Origin of the sequence: Pulveribacter sp. (genome assembly GCF_032079985.1) — a bacterium.
Classification (GTDB): domain Bacteria; phylum Pseudomonadota; class Gammaproteobacteria; order Burkholderiales; family Burkholderiaceae_C; genus Melaminivora.
The window spans coordinates 631,701-646,571 of record NZ_DAMATK010000001.1 but is presented as its reverse complement, the minus strand read 5'-3'; the positions used below and the strand labels follow the sequence as shown (position 1 = coordinate 646,571).

Annotated in this window: 17 protein-coding genes and 1 pseudogene; 5 read left to right on the top strand and 13 right to left on the bottom strand. The window is 64.0% G+C overall.

All coding sequences use genetic code 11. The features are described 5' to 3' along the window. Positions 1 to 45 precede the first annotated feature (45 nt). The 7 genes and pseudogenes from RT282_RS02970 to RT282_RS02945 form a co-directional block, all read right to left on the bottom strand. Positions 46 to 501 (bottom strand): hypothetical protein, encoded by a 456-nt coding sequence (locus RT282_RS02970; protein WP_313311672.1) that lies wholly within the window; start codon positions 499 to 501, stop codon positions 46 to 48. A 63-nt stretch (positions 502 to 564) separates the two neighbouring features. Continuing rightward, positions 565 to 1,047 carry a hypothetical protein gene (locus RT282_RS02965; RefSeq protein WP_313311670.1) on the bottom strand — a complete coding sequence of 161 codons (483 nt, stop codon included), beginning with the start codon at positions 1,045 to 1,047 and terminating at the stop codon, positions 565 to 567. Between the two features lie 8 nt (positions 1,048 to 1,055). Further along, a complete protein-coding gene (locus RT282_RS02960; protein ID WP_409519436.1) occupies positions 1,056 to 1,244 on the bottom strand; it encodes a DUF1010 domain-containing protein in 189 nt (62 codons plus the stop codon). A gap of 125 nt (positions 1,245 to 1,369) precedes the next feature. Then, on the bottom strand, positions 1,370 to 1,765 hold the full coding sequence (locus RT282_RS02955; RefSeq protein ID WP_313311669.1) for a hypothetical protein: 396 nt from the start codon (positions 1,763 to 1,765) through the stop codon (positions 1,370 to 1,372). Positions 1,766 to 2,104: 339 nt separating this feature from the next. Next, positions 2,105 to 2,161 (bottom strand): annotated as a pseudogene (locus RT282_RS17250) (DUF1010 domain-containing protein); the annotation flags it as partial. Positions 2,162 to 2,514: 353 nt separating this feature from the next. Beyond that, on the bottom strand, positions 2,515 to 2,979 hold the full coding sequence (locus tag RT282_RS02950; protein WP_182665735.1) for a GNAT family N-acetyltransferase: 465 nt from the start codon (positions 2,977 to 2,979) through the stop codon (positions 2,515 to 2,517). A gap of 10 nt (positions 2,980 to 2,989) precedes the next feature. Further along, positions 2,990 to 3,238, bottom strand: coding sequence for a DUF1010 domain-containing protein (locus tag RT282_RS02945; protein WP_313311668.1), 249 nt, complete (start codon positions 3,236 to 3,238; stop codon positions 2,990 to 2,992). A 151-nt stretch (positions 3,239 to 3,389) separates the two neighbouring features. Here RT282_RS02945 and RT282_RS02940 point away from each other — a divergent pair, with 151 nt between their 5' ends. Continuing rightward, complete coding sequence (locus tag RT282_RS02940; RefSeq protein ID WP_313312599.1) at positions 3,390 to 4,418, top strand: integron integrase; 1,029 nt, start codon at positions 3,390 to 3,392, stop codon at positions 4,416 to 4,418. Between the two features lie 84 nt (positions 4,419 to 4,502). Here RT282_RS02940 and fabB read toward each other — a convergent pair whose 3' ends face one another. From fabB to RT282_RS02910, 6 genes are all read right to left on the bottom strand, one after another. Next, on the bottom strand, positions 4,503 to 5,729 hold the full coding sequence (gene fabB, locus RT282_RS02935) for a beta-ketoacyl-ACP synthase I (protein ID WP_313311666.1): 1,227 nt from the start codon (positions 5,727 to 5,729) through the stop codon (positions 4,503 to 4,505). Continuing rightward, on the bottom strand, positions 5,726 to 6,256 hold the full coding sequence (gene fabA, locus RT282_RS02930; protein ID WP_312306868.1) for a bifunctional 3-hydroxydecanoyl-ACP dehydratase/trans-2-decenoyl-ACP isomerase: 531 nt from the start codon (positions 6,254 to 6,256) through the stop codon (positions 5,726 to 5,728). The genes fabB and fabA overlap by 4 nt, the downstream gene beginning before the upstream one ends. 153 nt (positions 6,257 to 6,409) lie before the next feature. Continuing rightward, positions 6,410 to 7,978 (bottom strand): apolipoprotein N-acyltransferase, encoded by a 1,569-nt coding sequence (gene lnt / locus RT282_RS02925; protein ID WP_313311665.1) that lies wholly within the window; start codon positions 7,976 to 7,978, stop codon positions 6,410 to 6,412. Beyond that, the gene (locus RT282_RS02920; protein ID WP_313080329.1) at positions 7,978 to 8,862 is read right to left on the bottom strand and encodes an HlyC/CorC family transporter; all 885 of its coding nucleotides are present in this window, start codon (positions 8,860 to 8,862) and stop codon (positions 7,978 to 7,980) included. Before RT282_RS02920 ends, lnt begins: the two co-directional genes overlap by 1 nt. 73 nt (positions 8,863 to 8,935) lie before the next feature. Beyond that, the gene (locus RT282_RS02915; RefSeq protein ID WP_312306865.1) at positions 8,936 to 9,568 is read right to left on the bottom strand and encodes a GNAT family N-acetyltransferase; all 633 of its coding nucleotides are present in this window, start codon (positions 9,566 to 9,568) and stop codon (positions 8,936 to 8,938) included. 250 nt (positions 9,569 to 9,818) lie between these two features. Continuing rightward, entirely contained in the window at positions 9,819 to 10,310 is a 492-nt protein-coding gene (locus RT282_RS02910) for an Lrp/AsnC family transcriptional regulator (RefSeq protein WP_312306864.1), read from the bottom strand. 203 nt (positions 10,311 to 10,513) lie between these two features. Here RT282_RS02910 and hppD point away from each other — a divergent pair, with 203 nt between their 5' ends. From hppD to RT282_RS02890, 4 genes are all read left to right on the top strand, one after another. Next, positions 10,514 to 11,635: a 4-hydroxyphenylpyruvate dioxygenase gene (gene hppD, locus RT282_RS02905; protein ID WP_312306863.1), complete on the top strand. Its 1,122-nt coding sequence runs from the start codon at positions 10,514 to 10,516 to the stop codon at positions 11,633 to 11,635. Positions 11,636 to 11,706: 71 nt separating this feature from the next. Next, complete coding sequence (locus RT282_RS02900) at positions 11,707 to 12,681, top strand: Bug family tripartite tricarboxylate transporter substrate binding protein (RefSeq protein ID WP_409519434.1); 975 nt, start codon at positions 11,707 to 11,709, stop codon at positions 12,679 to 12,681. 46 nt (positions 12,682 to 12,727) lie between these two features. After that, positions 12,728 to 13,552 (top strand): phenylalanine 4-monooxygenase, encoded by an 825-nt coding sequence (gene phhA, locus RT282_RS02895; RefSeq protein WP_313311664.1) that lies wholly within the window; start codon positions 12,728 to 12,730, stop codon positions 13,550 to 13,552. Positions 13,553 to 13,637: 85 nt separating this feature from the next. Then, on the top strand, positions 13,638 to 14,762 hold the full coding sequence (locus RT282_RS02890; RefSeq protein WP_313311662.1) for a flagellar basal body P-ring protein FlgI: 1,125 nt from the start codon (positions 13,638 to 13,640) through the stop codon (positions 14,760 to 14,762). The last annotated feature ends 109 nt before the right edge of the window (positions 14,763 to 14,871 follow it).

Genomic DNA, 14,871 nt, shown 5'->3' with positions numbered 1-14,871 from the left:
TAAGCGCCGGCGTAGCCGTCCGCTTGAGCGCTATGTTAGACAATTTTACTTTCCCATCTTTTCCATACACCATTTAGCGATTTCCGGTCCGTGCTTGTCATATAGATTACCTACCTTCGCTGTAACGAATTTGTATATAAGGAATGTAAGCACGATGCCAACTACGATTACTGGAATATTGAAATTGTAGTGACCTGGATTTCTGACAATATGAATCAAAGACCCAAGACCTAGGCCGCCTAGCGCGCCACCTAGCGCTAGTGAAAACAAACCTATGGCACCGTAGATTGCGCCAGAAACCCACCCGATTGAGCCGAAAAATATGAAAAACAGTATTCCAGCCGTGGCTCCAATCGCACCGCCACCAAGAATGTCTGAAAAAATCTGAAAAATAGATTTTTTCTCAATACCAAAGATGAGAATGATTTGGAGGCAGAGCCAAATAGCCGTGCCTCCCGCAGCCAAGGTCACCAATTTTTTTCCAATTTTTTGCTTATCCATTTTTTGTATGCCTAACGGCCAAGATAAGCCGTCCGCCGTAGGCGGGTCGGCTTGAGCGATAGGTTAGGCGGCGCTTCGCGCAGCCTGCTCGACCAAACGGATGAGGTCAGGTGCATGTTTGAATCCTTCGTCAAGTACTGCGCCAACAATTTTCTTTATTGTCTCGCTTGACGCAATCTCCAATTGTTTCTTCAGCCAGGACTTCTTTTCAGAGGAGACGCTTGAATTCTCAACCCTGGCAAGCATCAGTTCTTTGATAGTGTCGGCGTGAAGCTTCACGGTGACCGTTCCCAATATCGCTGAAACTCCACCATCGTCTGCAAGGAAATCAACTCCCTTGGCAGTAATTCGGACGCCCTGGAAGATGAATGATTGTTCAATCGACATCTCAAGCGCACCCTCGATGAGGTTCTGCTCTTTGAGGTACCAAAGATTTTCCAGATCTTCCTTGTTGGGCTTCCCATTACCCAGATCCACTGTGTATCTAGGGTAGACATCAGCAAGTGCTTGAAGCATTTCGAGTTGCCTTGCACGGTCAAGCTTCATAGTTCTGCCTAACGGCCAAGGTAAGCCGCCCGCCGCAGGCGGGTCGGCTTGAACGCCGGGTTAGACCCGAAGGCCAAAAGGAAGCGCCCGGACTTGGACCAGGGCGCAGCCCACGAAAAAGCGCTGGGCCACGAGAGCGGCGCTGCGCTGCAAGAATGATAGCTGGTGGCGCTTGCTACACAGGCGCTGGAGGCCAAAAAGGCTTGAAAACCTTTGGATCAGGGCCGAGCGCTGGAACAATTGACTGCGCGCATAAAGCGGGTGATGGGACTAACGCCTGAATTAAGCCGCGCCGCGAAGCGGCGTCGGCTTGAATGAATTGTTAGCCCCTTGGCTGGATAGCAAGTGACAGAAAACACCAAAGGTACCAGTAGGCCACAATTACTAGGACGACTTTGGCATAATAGAAGCCGATTGCGGGCCAGTTGATAATGAATGGCGCTTTGAACGAGCCATCCGCGCCTGTGCGACCTTCCTTGTAGCGGTGGTACATGCTCCACAGAACGCCCCCAACAGCGTACTGAAGTAGATCGGCCGCCAAGGCCGCCACAATTAGCTTGAGCGGGAGGAATAGCTCCGACGGAAGCGTGCGTGAACTGCCTTCGGCAACTTGAAACAGCCAAATTATCGCTATGCCACCGAGGGCGAGCTGCCGGACAATATCACTGGCTTTCCCGCTATAAACGTAGTAGTTGTCCAGTGCATCCTTTAGCTTCATTTCCCCCTCCCGCGTGGTCCGCCACTATCCGTTCCGTCGCCCTTTCGTACTCTGGCCGCAGATTTTCGTGCCGCCGCAGCCGGCCTTTGTGTGAGAGCAGAGCCGGCCGCCGACTTAGCAGCCTTTCCCGCCTTCGGGTCGCGCAAAGTCTTAGATGCGGCCTTTCCGGCGGCCGAGGACGTTTGCTTCTCGGGCGCCTTGCGCTGTGAAAGTGCACTACCGGCTGCTGATTTGGCAGCTTTCGAAGCGGAACCGCTCGATAGAGTCTTAGATGCCTTAGTGGCAGCCGCCTTGGAAGTCGTTTCCTTTTTTGCCATCTATTGAACCCTCCCCAAGGGTCTAACGAAAAAGATAAGCCGCCCGCCGAAGGCGGGTCGGCTTGAGCGAGATGTTAGGAACGGCTTTTGAAGATTGCTATTAATCCTATTATTATGGCAACGAATGGCCAAAGAATTAGAGAAAATATGAAACCAATGAATCCCCCAAAGATAAGAAATTCAAAAATAAAATTTAGCCCACACCCATTGCAACCTGCGCCTTCATCGCAATGGCAGCCTGGTATTGCAAGAGTGATTAGTCCAGAAATAAGGGAAGAAGCGAGGCACGTTAGGGTAATGAAAATCCATGCCTTCTTGAGCTTCTTGGCTAACCCCGCTTCCTCTCCTGACTCTGGGAATTGGTTAATTACTTTCATGACCTAACGTCTGAATTAAGCCGCGCCGCGAAGCGGCGTCGGCTTGAATGAATTGTTAGCCAGCACTTCTTTCCATTCTGGCATTCGCCATCTCGATGTCTTTGACGCGAACCACTCTGCGCTCAGTAACACTGAAGCCATGATTGGAGAAGAATTGCTCTGCGGCCAAGCTAACGTGCGAATACACATGATCTATGCGCCTATCCAATGCCGCGCCAAGTATGTGATGCATCAGTGTCGCCCCAACACCACGCCTGGCAAATGAGCTTGCAACGAAGAATTGATCAATGTAACCAGTGCTCTGGAGGTCGGCGAATCCAGCAATCTGACCGTCAATAGTGGCCACGAAAGGATTGTTCGCAGAGAGCCTTTGCAGCCACGACTGTTTGTCATAGCTCTCTGGCGCCCAAACATCTAGTTGTTCTGGCGTGTAGAAATTTCTCGCAAGATCATGGACGGACAAATAGAAAACTTGCCTCAATTCATCAGCATCGGCTGGTTTGAAGTTGCGGATGAGCATGGTGTGCTGGCTAACGGACAAGATAAGCCGCCCGCAGTATGCGGGTCGGCTTGAGCGCCGGGTTAGACCCAAAGCGCAAAAACGAAAGTGACCGCACGGGCCACGGAATACAAAAACCGGAGCTGCCAGCGCTTGCTGCACAAGGGCTAGAGGGCAAAAAGGCTTGAAACTGGCGCACCCTACGCAGGCGAAGCCCGAGCAAACGCCAAACACCCAGTGGATAAATTCTTATGAGGGTAAATGACGCTTGAATATTCATGGGCTGAAATGAGCGGGAATAAAAGGCAGGCTAACTAGAATTAGACGAACCTCAAAGTTCGTTTTGGTGAACGATAACAACGGACCCGATGCGCAGCCCTCCTCGTAAACACGGTCTTGCCAACCATTTAGGCAAACCTAAAAATTTGCGGATGGTTGCCGACACTGCCACATCGTCCGAAGCTTCGGGTTCACCCATCCAGCCGCCTAAGCTCCTGGACCGTATGCGCACCCACCTGCGTACGCGTCACTACAGCATCCGAACCGAGCAGGCATACCTGGACTGGGCGCGACGTTTCATTTTGTATCACAACAAGCGCCATCCACAGGAGATGGGCGCGCCCGACGTGGAAGCATTTTTGAGCTACCTTGCGGTAGATCGACAGGTATCGGCATCCACCCAGAACCAGGCCAAGGCGGCGATCCTGTATCTCTACAAGCAGGTACTGGCGATCGATCTTCCCTGGCTGGACGAGGTGGTGCAAGCGAAACGGCCGCAACGGCTGCCGGTGATGCTCACGCCCTGCGAAGTACGCGTGTTGCTGCAGCACATGGACAACGGCACCATGGGCCTCATCGTGCGGCTGCTGTATGGCACCGGAATGCGATTGATGGAAGCACTGCGCCTGCGCGTGAAAGATGTGGAATTCACGCGGCGCGAAATCACCATTCGCGAAGGAAAGGGCGGCAAGGACCGGGTAACGGTTCTGCCCGAAAACCTGATCGAGCCGCTGCAGGCGCAACTGCGCAAGGCACAAGCACTGCATCAGAAAGACTTGGCCGCCGGGTTGGGCCGCGTACACCTGCCGCATGCGCTGGCCGTGAAATATCCGAATGCCGACAAAGCCTGGGCCTGGCAGTGGGTGTTTCCGTCGCCGGTGCGCTCCATGGACCCGCGTCCGGATGCACGCACAGGCGAGCTGCTGGAGCGGCGTCACCATGTGTATCCCGAATCAGTGCAGCGCGCAGTGCGTGAAGCGTCGAAACTGGCGCAGATCGACAAACCGGTTTCACCGCATGTGCTGCGCCATTCGTTTGCCACGCATTTGCTTCAGGCAGGTTATGACATTCGCACGGTGCAGGAATTGCTGGGCCATGCCGACGTCAGCACGACCATGATTTACACGCACGTGTTGAACAAGGGCGGGCGCGGCATTTTGAGTCCGCTGGATGCGTTATAGAAAATACCTGGAGTGCCGGGCATGAAAAAGCCGCTTCTTGCGGAAGCGGCTTTTCGGGTGCAAATGCCAGAGAGGAACGAAGACTCAGGCTCCATCCCAGCGCCGCAGTACGAGCGACGCATTTGTTCCGCCAAAACCAAAGCTGTTGCTCAGCACCTGCGCCAATTGCGCATCGCGCGTCTTCGTCACCAGAGGCATGTCGCCCAGCTCCGGGTCCGGCGTGTCCACATTGATGGAGCCTGCGATGAAACCCTTCTGCAGCATGATCAGGCAGTAGATCGCCTCCTGCACACCGGTGGCGCCCAGCGAATGGCCGGTGAGCGACTTGGTGGAGGAAAACGGCGGCACAGCCTCGCCGAACACCTCGCGCATGGCGCGCACTTCCTGCATGTCGCCCACGGGCGTGGAGGTGCCGTGGGTGTTGATGTAGTCGATGGGCCCATTCAGCCCTTCCATGGCCTGGCGCATGCAGGCCACGGCGCCGTCGCCCGAGGGCGCGACCATGTCCTCGCCGTCGCTGGTGGCGCCGAAGCCCACCACCTCGGCCAGGATGGTTGCGCCACGTGCCTGGGCGTGCTCCAGGCTCTCCAGCACCACCGCGCCGCCGCCGCCGGCGATGACGAAGCCGTCGCGGTTGGCGTCATAGGCGCGCGAGGCCTTCTCGGGCGTGGCGTTGTACTTAGCAGACATGGCGCCCATGCCGTCGAACAGCAACGCCATGCCCCAGGACATTTCCTCGCCGCCGCCGGCCAGCATCACGTCCTGCATGCCCCACGCGATCTGCTGCGCAGCCGCGCCGATGCAGTGCGCCGACGTGGAGCAGGCCGAGGTGATGGAGTAGTTGATGCCCTTGACCTTGAAGTTGGTCGCCAGGCAGGCGGACACGGTGGAGCTCATGCAGCGCGTGACCTGGTACGGCCCCACGCGGCGGATGCCCTTGTCGCGCAGCGTGTCGGCCGCCTCGATCTGGTTGGCCGGCGAGCCGCCGCCCGAGCCCATGATGAGGCCGGTGCGCGGGTGGCTGACCTGGCTTGGCGTGAGGCCCGACTGGGCAATGGCGTCTTCCAGGGCGATCTGCGCGTAGGCCGCGGCGTCGCCCATGAAGCGCAGCTGCTTGCGGTCGATGCGCGCTTCCAGGTCGATCTCGGGCGTGCCGCCGACCTGGCTGCGCATGCCCAGCTCGGTGAACTTTGGTACGGCGCGGATGCCCGAGCGGCCTTCGCGCAGGGATTGCTCCACCGTAGCCAGGTCGTTGCCGATGCACGAGACGATGCCCGCGCCCGTGATCACCACACGTCTCTTGCTGCTCATGTCGCCGTCGCTTCCTGGCCCTTCTGATCCTCACGCAGGAACAGACCCACGCGAAGGTCGTTGGCCACGTAGATTTCCTTGCCATCGGCTAGCAGACGCGCATCGCCGATGGCCATGTTGAGTTTGCGCTTGATGACGCGCTTGATGTCGATCTCGTAGGTCACCAGCTTCACTTCGGGGCCGACCTCGCCGGTGAACTTGACCTCACCGGCGCCCAGGGCGCGGCCGCGGCCCGGCAGGCGCAGCCAGGTGAGGTAGAAGCCGATGAGCTGCCACATGGCGTCCAGCCCCAGGCAGCCGGGCATGACCGGATCGCCCTGGAAGTGGCAGGCAAAGAACCACAGGTCGGGCTTCACGTCCAGCTCGGCCACGATCTTGCCCAGGCCGTGCGCGCCGCCGTCGCTGTCGATATGGGTGATGCGGTCGAACATCAGCATGGGCGGCAGGGGCAGGCGCCCGCTGTCCGGCGAGAACAGCCGGCCCTCGCCAGAGGCGATCAACTGTTCGTACGAGAAGGATTCAGCCATTGTCATCAGGTTGAAGTGCTTGCGTGCCTGCAAGAAAACCGCAGGAGCGTGCCGCCTACGGAAGGCGGGTGGGAGGGGGCGCATGGCCCGCAGAAGCGTACATTATCCAAGTTCGGGGCCGCCTGACCGGCGTTCAAGGTCAAGCAGGCATCTTTATGTCCGCCGGATGCGCCGCCGCCAGGCCAGCAGCGCCACCATCAGCCCCCCCAGCCACAACGGCGCCAGGCCCAGGCGCCCCGCCCACCAGGCATAGGGCGTGGCCGCGCCGGCCCGGCCCTGCACCTGGCCCAGCAGCACGCCGCGCGTGTGCGGCGCCAGCAGGTAGCCGACGGCGCCGCGGTGGTCGATGACGGCGGTGGCGCCGGTGTTGGTGGCGCGCACCATGGGCCGCTCGAACTCCAGCGCGCGCATGCGGCTGATGGCCAGATGCTGGTCGATGGCCAGGCTGTCGCCGAACCAGCCGATGTTGCTGACGTTGACCATGATGGTCGGAGCCTGGGCGGCGTCCAGGAAGCGCGCAGCCAGCTCCTCGCCGAACAAGTCCTCATAGCAGATATTGGGCGCCAGGCGCTGGCCGGCGAAGGCCAGCGAGGGCTGGCCTACGGCGCCGCGCGCGAAGTCGCCCAGGGGAATGTTCATCATCTCGGTGAACCACCTGAACAGCGGCGGGATGAACTCCCCGAAAGGCACCAGGTGGTGCTTGTCGTAACGGTAGGGCGTGCCCAGGCCGGGCGCGAAGCCCATGACCGAGTTGGTATAGCCCTCCTCCAGGCTGCCCAGCGGGATGCCCAGCAGCAAGGCCTGGTCGCCGTTGCCGTAGTGCCGGGCGATGCCCTCCAGGTAGCCGGGCATGAGCTGGCTGGGCAGCATGGGGATGGCGGTCTCGGGCGCCACCACCAGCTGGGCGCTGGCGGCGCGCAGCTGCTCGCCGTACCAGGCCAGGGCCTGGGGCACGCCGCTGCCGGCCTGGAATTTTTCGTCCTGCGGAATGTTGCCCTGCAGCAGCGCCAGCGACAGCGGCGCGCCGGCATTGCGCTGCGCATCGCCGATGGCCGCCTCGCGCTGCCAGGCCAGGCCGGCCCAGGCCAGCAGCACCAGCGCCGCGCCGGACCACCAGCGCGCCGCGCGCAGGTCGGCGGCGCGCCCTTGCGCCAGCACCATGGCCAGCGCCGCGGCGGCAAAGCCGATGCCGTACACGCCCACGCTGCGCGCCAGCACGGCCAGGGGGCCGTCCACGTGGGCATAGCCGCCGGCACCCCACGGAAAGCCCGTCCACCACTGCCCGCGCGCCAGCTCCGCCAGCAGCCACAGCGCTGCAAAAACAATAGCTGCCAGCGCACGACTGGCGGGCGCCAGAGCCCAAAAACACCCACAGGCTGCGGCGTAGTAGCTGCCCAGGAAGGCGGCCAGCCCCAGCACCGCCAGGGCGGCCAGCGGCGCGGCCAGGCCCCCGTAGGTGTGCATGGAGATGAACAGCCACCAGAAGGTGCCGGCCAGCCAGCAAGTGGCAAACAGCCAGCCCAGGCCGGCAGCGCGCCAGCCACCGCGCGGCGTGCGCAGCACGGCCAGCAGCACGCGCGCCAGCAGCGCCAGCGACAGGATCTGCAGCCACCACAGCGGCCGGCCGTTGCCGGGCAGCGCCAGCGCCGCGGCCTGCGCCAGGCCACCGGCGGCCGTCAGCAGCCAGGGCAGCAGGCCGCGCGACAAGGGGCCGGCCGGCATCAGTCCTCGTTGCTGGCGGATTCGCCGCTGGCGGGCGCCACGCGGAACCAGCGCACGGCCCCGCCCTTGGTGTGCAGCACCACGAACAGGAGGCCGCCCAGCTCGACGGACTCGCCCTTGCGCGGCACGCGGCCCAGCTCGTGGGCGATCAGCCCGCCGATGGTGTCGAACTCTTCTTCCGGGTCGCTGGCGGCCAGCTGGGTGTCGAAGGCCTCGGCCACGCGCGGGAGCGGCGTGTGGCCGCTCACACGCCAGGTGCCGTCGGCCAAGGCGAAGATGTCGCCCTCGTCCTCGTGGATGTCGAACTCGTCCTCGATCTCGCCGACGATCTGCTCGATCACGTCCTCGAAGGTCACCAGCCCGGCCGTGCGGCCGAACTCGTCGATGACGATGGCCAGGTGGTTGCGCGTGCCGCGGAATTCGCGCACCAGCTCATGCAGGCCCTTGCTTTCGGGCACGAAAAGGGCCGGGCGCACCAGTGCGCGGATGCTCAGCTCGGGCGAGCGCGCGCGCTTGAGCAGGTCCTTGGCCAGCAGGATGCCGATGATGTTGTCGCGCCCGCCCTGGTACACGGGAAAGCGCGAGTGGGCCGTCTGGATGACCTGGTGCATCAACTCGTCCACGGGCGCGTCGATGTCCAGCATGTCCATGCGCGCCGGGGCCACCAGCACGTCGGCGGCGGTCATCTCGGCCATGCGCAGCACGCGTTCGAGCATGACGCGGGCGTCGGCGTTGATGACCTCGTTGTCCTCGGCCTCGGCCAGGGTGGCAATCAGCTCGTCGGTGGAGTCGGGGCCGGGGCGGATGAACTCGATGAGGCGCTGCAGAAAGGAGCGCTTGTCCTCGTTGCCTTCAATCGGGCGCGCAGGGTGCGGGTCGGACACGGTGGCCAGGTGCGGGGGGTGATGGGCGATGCCGCAAGGATAGCGGATCGGCCCCCGATGCCCCGAGGCGCGCCTATTCGGCGGCCTGGTGCCGGCCGGCGCGCACGCCCTGGCGGATCTCCTGCACGTCCGACAGCAGGCCCCAGAACTGGCGCGCCTGCTTTTTCAGCTGGTAGTCCACCTCGCCGAAGTGCTCGGCCACCAGCTTGGACACGCGGGTGTCGAAGCCGGCCGGCGGCAGCTGCAGCCAGGCCTCGGACTCGGGGCCGTCGTGGTGCACGGTGGCGCCAGCGTTGCGCGCAATCTTCAGCATCGCGGTGTTCTCGGTCAGCGCGTGGATGAACATCATGCTCACGCCGCGGTGGCGCGCCAGCAGGATGGCGCGGTCGAACAGCCGCGCGCCAAAGCCCCGCCCGCGCGCGCTGCCCGAGACCGACACGCCGAACTCGGCGCAGCGGCTGTATTCCTGCGTGGCGCTGAAGGCCACGTGGGCCAGGGCGATGAGTTCGAGCTTGCGATTGAAAATGCCCAGCACCTCGTCGCGCTCGAAGTTCAGCAGTTCCACGTAGCGCTCCACCTGCACGTCGGTGGCCGGATAGCCGAAGCGCAGATAGCGGTCGCGCTCGGACAGGGCCAGCAGGTGGGCGGCGATGCGCGCGCGGTGCTGCGGCCCCAGGGCGCGGATGGGCACCATCACGGAGTTCATGGCAGATCCTCGGTTGGAATGCCGGCGCGGGCGCAGGGCGGTGGTGCCGGCAGGCAGGAAGGAATGGAGCAGAGACTCGGGGGCGGGCATGATGGGAGCCATTCTAGGGTTTTCCCTAGCATTTGGCTGGCGATTTGCTGCAATGCAACAAAATCGTGCGGCTTTTGATTTTCAAGCCAAATCAGCCCCAAACCCTTGACAGCAAAGTGCTGGCAGCTATCAAAAGCAGAGTATTCGAAGCCAACCGCAGTCACACCGGCACGGCCGTGGTGGCTTTTACGCGGTCCAGCACGAAGCTGGTCTTGCAGTCTTCCACGCTGGGATGCTTGAGCAGCGTGTCCATGATGAAGCGGCTGTAGTGCGCCATGTCTGCCACCACCACGCGCAGCAGATAGTCCATCTCGCCCGTCAGCGCGGCGCATTCCACCACCTCGGGCCAGGTCTGCACGCTGGCGCGAAACAGGTCCATGGGGTTGCGCTTGTGGCTCTCGGTCAGCTTTTCCAGGCGCACGTTGATGTAGGCCGTCAGGCCCAGGCCCACGCTCTCGGGCCGCACCAGGGCCACGTAGCGGTCGATCACGCCGCACTCCTCCAGCCGCTTGGCGCGGCGCAGCACGGCGCTGGGCGACAGACCCACCTGCTCGCCGATGACGTCATAGGTTTCGCGGCCGTTGTCCTGCAGGCGGCGCAGGATGGCGCGGTCGAGCTTGTCCAGGGCGGGAGCGCTGCGGTCGCTGTTCATGGCCGCGGATTCTAGGCAGGCGCCGCGCGGGCGCCGTGCACGCATTCCCTAACGCCATCGGCGTGCAGGGCGCCTTGATCAGACGCAACATTCCTGCACGCCAGTCCGCAAAAGGCCCGCGCTTCGCCTTAAATCTGAGCGGCCCCGGTCCTACAGTCATTGGATTGACCCGACGCCAACATCGTCCGCAAGGAGACTGCCCCATGACCGCCGCCCTGCCCCAACAAGCCGCCACCGAGACCTCCGCCTGGGAAAATCCCATGGGCCTGATGGGCTTCGAGTTCGTCGAGTTCACCTCGCCCACGCCCGGCGTGCTGGAGGACGTGTTCGAGAAGCTGGGCTTCACCCTGGTGGCCCGGCACCGCTCCAAGGACGTGGTGCTGTACCGCCAGAACCAGATCAACTTCATCCTGAACCGCGAGCCCGGCAGCCAGGCGGCCTACTTCGGCGCCGAGCATGGCCCCTCCGCCTGCGGCCTGGCCTTTCGCGTCAAGGATGCGCACAAGGCCTATGAGCGCGCGCTGGCGCTGGGCGCCCAGCCCATCGACATTCCCACGGGCCCGATGGAGCTGCGCCTGCCGGCCATCAAGGGCATCGGCGGTGCGCCGCTGTACCTGATCGACCGTTTCGAGGACGGCAAGTCCATCTACGACATCGACTTCGAGTGGCTGCCCGGCGTGGACCATCGCCCCAAGGGCCATGGCCTGAACCTGATCGACCACCTGACGCACAACGTCTACCGCGGCCGCATGGGCTTTTGGGCCAACTTCTACGAGAAGCTGTTCAACTTCCGCGAGATCCGGTACTTCGACATCCAGGGCGAATACACCGGCCTGACCAGCAAGGCCATGACGGCGCCCGACGGCATGATCCGCATCCCTCTGAACGAGGAATCCAAGCAGGGCGGCGGGCAGATCGAGGAATTTTTGATGCAGTTCAACGGCGAGGGCATCCAGCACATCGCCCTGATCTGCGACAAGCTGACCGACGTGGTGGACAAGCTGGGCCTGGCCGGCGTGCCGCTGGCCACGGCGCCCAACGACATCTACTACGAGATGCTCGAATCGCGCCTGCCCGGCCACGGCCAACCGGTGCCCGAGCTGCAGTCGCGCGGCATCCTGCTGGACGGCACCACGGCCGACGGCACGCCGCGCCTGCTGCTGCAGATCTTCTCCACACCCATGCTGGGCCCGGTGTTCTTCGAATTCATCGAGCGCCGCGGCGACTTTCGCGACGGCTTTGGCGAGGGCAACTTCAAGGCGCTGTTCGAGTCGCTGGAGCGCGACCAGATCCGCCGCGGCGTGCTGGAAGGCACCAAGCCCTGAAGTGACAGCCGCGTTCACGGGACGTTTCTATACTCGCGCCTTTTTGCAAATGGGGTGAGGAAATGTCTTTCATGATGTTGGCGCGGCAGGTGGTGGGAAGCGGGCTGCTGGCCTTGGGGCTGGCGGCTGGCGGCGTGGCCGCGGCCAAGCAGGCGCCGCTGACCATCGTCGTGCCCTACGCCGCCGGCGGCCCGCTGGACAAGAGCGCCCGCATCCTGGCCGAGGGCGCGCAGGCGCAGCTGGGCCCCGTGCAAGTGGACAACCGGCCCGGCGCCGGCGGCAGCCAGGGCGCGGCCGCAGTGGCCAAGGCACCGGCGTCCGAGCGGCTGCTGATCATGGGCGCGGTGGCCACGCACGCGGTCAACCCCTGGCTGTCCAAGGACTTCCCCTACGACCCGATCCGCGACTTCAAACCCATCGCCCTGGTGGCGCGCACGCCCAACGTGCTGGTCATGAGCACGGCCCAGGCCGACGCCCTGGGCATTCGCAGCACCACCGACCTGGTCAAGTACCTGAAGGCCCACCCGGACCAGCTGGTCTTCGGCTCGGGCGGCACCGGCAGCATCGGCCACATCGCCGGAGAGATGTTCAAGTCGCTCACCAACACGCGCATGGCGCACCAGCCGTTCCCCGGCGCGGGCCCGGCGCTCAAGGCGCTGCAGGGCGGCAGCGTGGCGCTGGTGTTCGACAACCTGGCCTCCTCGCTGCCGCTGATCCGCGAGGGCAAGCTCAAGGCGCTGGGCGTCACCTCGCTGGGGCCGGACAGCGCCCTGCCCGGCGTGCCCAGCATCAACAGCGAGGTGCCGGGCTTCAACGTTTCGACCTGGTTCGGCCTGTTCGCGCCGGCCAACCTGCCGGAGGCGGAGGCGCGCCGCTATGCGGATGCGTTCTCGGCCGCCATGCGCTCGGCCGGAGGCAGGAAGCAGTTCCAGGCCATGGGCCTGGAGCCCGAGGAGCTGACGCTGGAGGGCTTCGGCACCTTCGTGCGCTCCGAATACAACAAGTACGAGTTTCTGATCAAGGCCGCCAAGATCCGCACGCAGTAAGACTGCGGCGGCGGCGGGCGGCCACGCACACCACAGGAGACATCCCATGGGCCAGCCCCCCGTCGTCTACGGCCAGTCCGAACGCCCCCCGCGCGGGGACTACAGCCGTGCGCAGGACGACTACACCTGCGCGCAGAACTGGGCCGCCTACACCGCGGCCGATCACGACACCTACCACCGGCTGTACCAGCGCCAGTCGGCCCAGCTGCCGGGGCTGGCCAGCGAGGCCTTCATCGCCGCCCTGCCTTCGCTGGGCGCGCGCGAGCGCATTCCGCGTTTCGATGACGTGAACGAGGGGCTGTACAAGGCCACCGGCTGGGAGCTGGTGGCCGTGCCTGGACTCATTCCCGAGGTGCCGTTCTTCCAGCTCCTGGCCAACCGCAAGTTCCCGGTCACGGACTGGATCCGCAAGCCCGAGGAGTTCGACTACATCGTCGAGCCGGACGTGTTCCACGACCTGTTCGGCCACGTGCCGCTTCTGTTCAACCCGGTGTTTGCCGACTACGTGCAGCGCTACGGCGAGGGCGGCCTGAAGGCCGCGCGCCTGGGCGCCTGCGAGATGCTGTCGCGCCTGTACTGGTACACCATCGAGTTCGGCCTGATCCGCGAGAGCGGCGCCCTGCGCGCCTACGGTGCCGGCATTCTCAGCTCGGCCGGCGAGCTGCCTTACTCGGTGCAATCGCCCGAGCCGCGCCGCCTGCCGCTGGAGCTGGCGCGCACCATGCGCACCCGCTACAAGATCGACACCTACCAGCAGACCTACTTCGTCATCAACAGCTTCCAGCAGCTGTTCGACCTGACCGAGGGCGACTTCACCCCGCTGTACGAAGAGCTGCGCGGGCTGCCCGAATTCGCCGCCGACGCCGACTGAGTTTCGGGGCATCCGCCCGGTCAGGCGCGGAAAAACCCTCCTTTTCCGCGCTTTGCCGCGCGGCGGCCTTCGGACAATCGGGGCCATGAAATCCTTGCCCCTTCCTCGCATTGCCCTGGGCCTGGCGTGGGCGCTGCTCGCGCTCACGTGGGCGCTGCCCGCGCAGGCCCTGCGCATCAAGGAAATCGCCGCCGTGCAGGGCGTGCGCAGCAACCAGCTGTCGGGCTATGGCCTGGTGGTGGGACTGGACGGCACGGGCGACCAGTCCACCCAGATGCCCATCACTGCACAGGCCATGGGCAACTACCTGCAGCAGATGGGCATTTCCCTGCCACCGGGCACCAGCGTGCCGCAGCTCAAGAACGTGGCCACGGTGGTGGTCACGGCCGAGCTGCCGGCCTTTGCCCAGCCCGGCCAGCACATCGACGTGGCCGTGTCCTCCATCGGCAACGCCAAGTCGCTCAAGGGCGGCACGCTGATCGCCACGCCGCTGCGCGGCGCCGACGGCGAGATCTACGCCCTGGCGCAGGGCAACTTGGTGGTGGGCGGCGCGGGGGCATCGGCCGGCGGCTCGAAGGTGCAGGTCAACCACCTGAGCGCCGGGCGCATTCCCGAGGGCGCGCAGGTCGAGCGCAGCGTGCCCACGCCGCTGCACGGCGGCGACACCATCACCTTGGGATTGAACGCCTCGGACTTCCAGGCCGCGCGCAAGGTGGCCCTGGCCATCAATGCCCGCTCCGGCCCCGACACCGCCACGGCCCTGGACGGCCGCACGGTGCAGGTGCGCGCCCCTCTGGACCCCGGCGCCCGCGTGAACTTCATCGCCGAGCTGGAAGAGCTGCAGCTGCCCGAATCCACCCCATCGGCCAAGGTGGTGATCAACGCGCGCACCGGCTCCATCGTGCTGAACCAGGCCGTGACACTGGGCCCCTGCGCCATCGCGCACGGCAACCTGTCCATCGTCATCAGCAGCACGCCCGTCATCAGCCAGCCCAACCCGCTGTCGCGCGGACAGACGGTGGTGGCGCAAAAGAGCGACATCGCCATCCAGGCCGACGCCGGCAAGGTCATGCAGGTGCCAGCCTCGCCGCAGCTGGCCGACGTGGTGCGCGCCCTGAACACCCTGGGCGCCACGCCGCAGGACCTGCTGGCCATCCTGCAGGCCATCAAGGCGGCTGGCGCCCTGAACGCCGAGTTGGAGGTGATATGAGGAGGCAACCCCCTGAGCGGCTGCGCCGCTTTCCCCTTCTCTCAAATGGCTGCGCCATTCGGGAAGGGGGACGACGCCACTGGACCGGCGAAGCCGGATCCACGGCGTC

Bases quoted from the DNA above. Each gene is read 5' to 3' on its own strand.
- RT282_RS02970 (WP_313311672.1), bottom strand. From the start codon at position 501: ATGGATAAGCAAAAAATTGGAAAAAAATTGGTGACCTTGGCTGCGGGA.
- RT282_RS02965 (WP_313311670.1), bottom strand. From the start codon at position 1,047: ATGAAGCTTGACCGTGCAAGGCAACTCGAAATGCTTCAAGCACTTGCT.
- RT282_RS02955 (WP_313311669.1), bottom strand. From the start codon at position 1,765: ATGAAGCTAAAGGATGCACTGGACAACTACTACGTTTATAGCGGGAAA.
- RT282_RS02950 (WP_182665735.1), bottom strand. From the start codon at position 2,979: ATGCTCATCCGCAACTTCAAACCAGCCGATGCTGATGAATTGAGGCAA.
- RT282_RS02945 (WP_313311668.1), bottom strand. From the start codon at position 3,238: ATGAATATTCAAGCGTCATTTACCCTCATAAGAATTTATCCACTGGGT.
- RT282_RS02940 (WP_313312599.1), top strand. From the start codon at position 3,390: ATGGTTGCCGACACTGCCACATCGTCCGAAGCTTCGGGTTCACCCATC.
- fabB (WP_313311666.1), bottom strand. From the start codon at position 5,729: ATGAGCAGCAAGAGACGTGTGGTGATCACGGGCGCGGGCATCGTCTCG.
- fabA (WP_312306868.1), bottom strand. From the start codon at position 6,256: ATGGCTGAATCCTTCTCGTACGAACAGTTGATCGCCTCTGGCGAGGGC.
- lnt (WP_313311665.1), bottom strand. From the start codon at position 7,978: ATGCCGGCCGGCCCCTTGTCGCGCGGCCTGCTGCCCTGGCTGCTGACG.
- RT282_RS02915 (WP_312306865.1), bottom strand. From the start codon at position 9,568: ATGAACTCCGTGATGGTGCCCATCCGCGCCCTGGGGCCGCAGCACCGC.
- RT282_RS02910 (WP_312306864.1), bottom strand. From the start codon at position 10,310: ATGAACAGCGACCGCAGCGCTCCCGCCCTGGACAAGCTCGACCGCGCC.
- hppD (WP_312306863.1), top strand. From the start codon at position 10,514: ATGACCGCCGCCCTGCCCCAACAAGCCGCCACCGAGACCTCCGCCTGG.
- RT282_RS02900 (WP_409519434.1), top strand. From the start codon at position 11,707: ATGATGTTGGCGCGGCAGGTGGTGGGAAGCGGGCTGCTGGCCTTGGGG.
- phhA (WP_313311664.1), top strand. From the start codon at position 12,728: ATGGGCCAGCCCCCCGTCGTCTACGGCCAGTCCGAACGCCCCCCGCGC.
- RT282_RS02890 (WP_313311662.1), top strand. From the start codon at position 13,638: ATGAAATCCTTGCCCCTTCCTCGCATTGCCCTGGGCCTGGCGTGGGCG.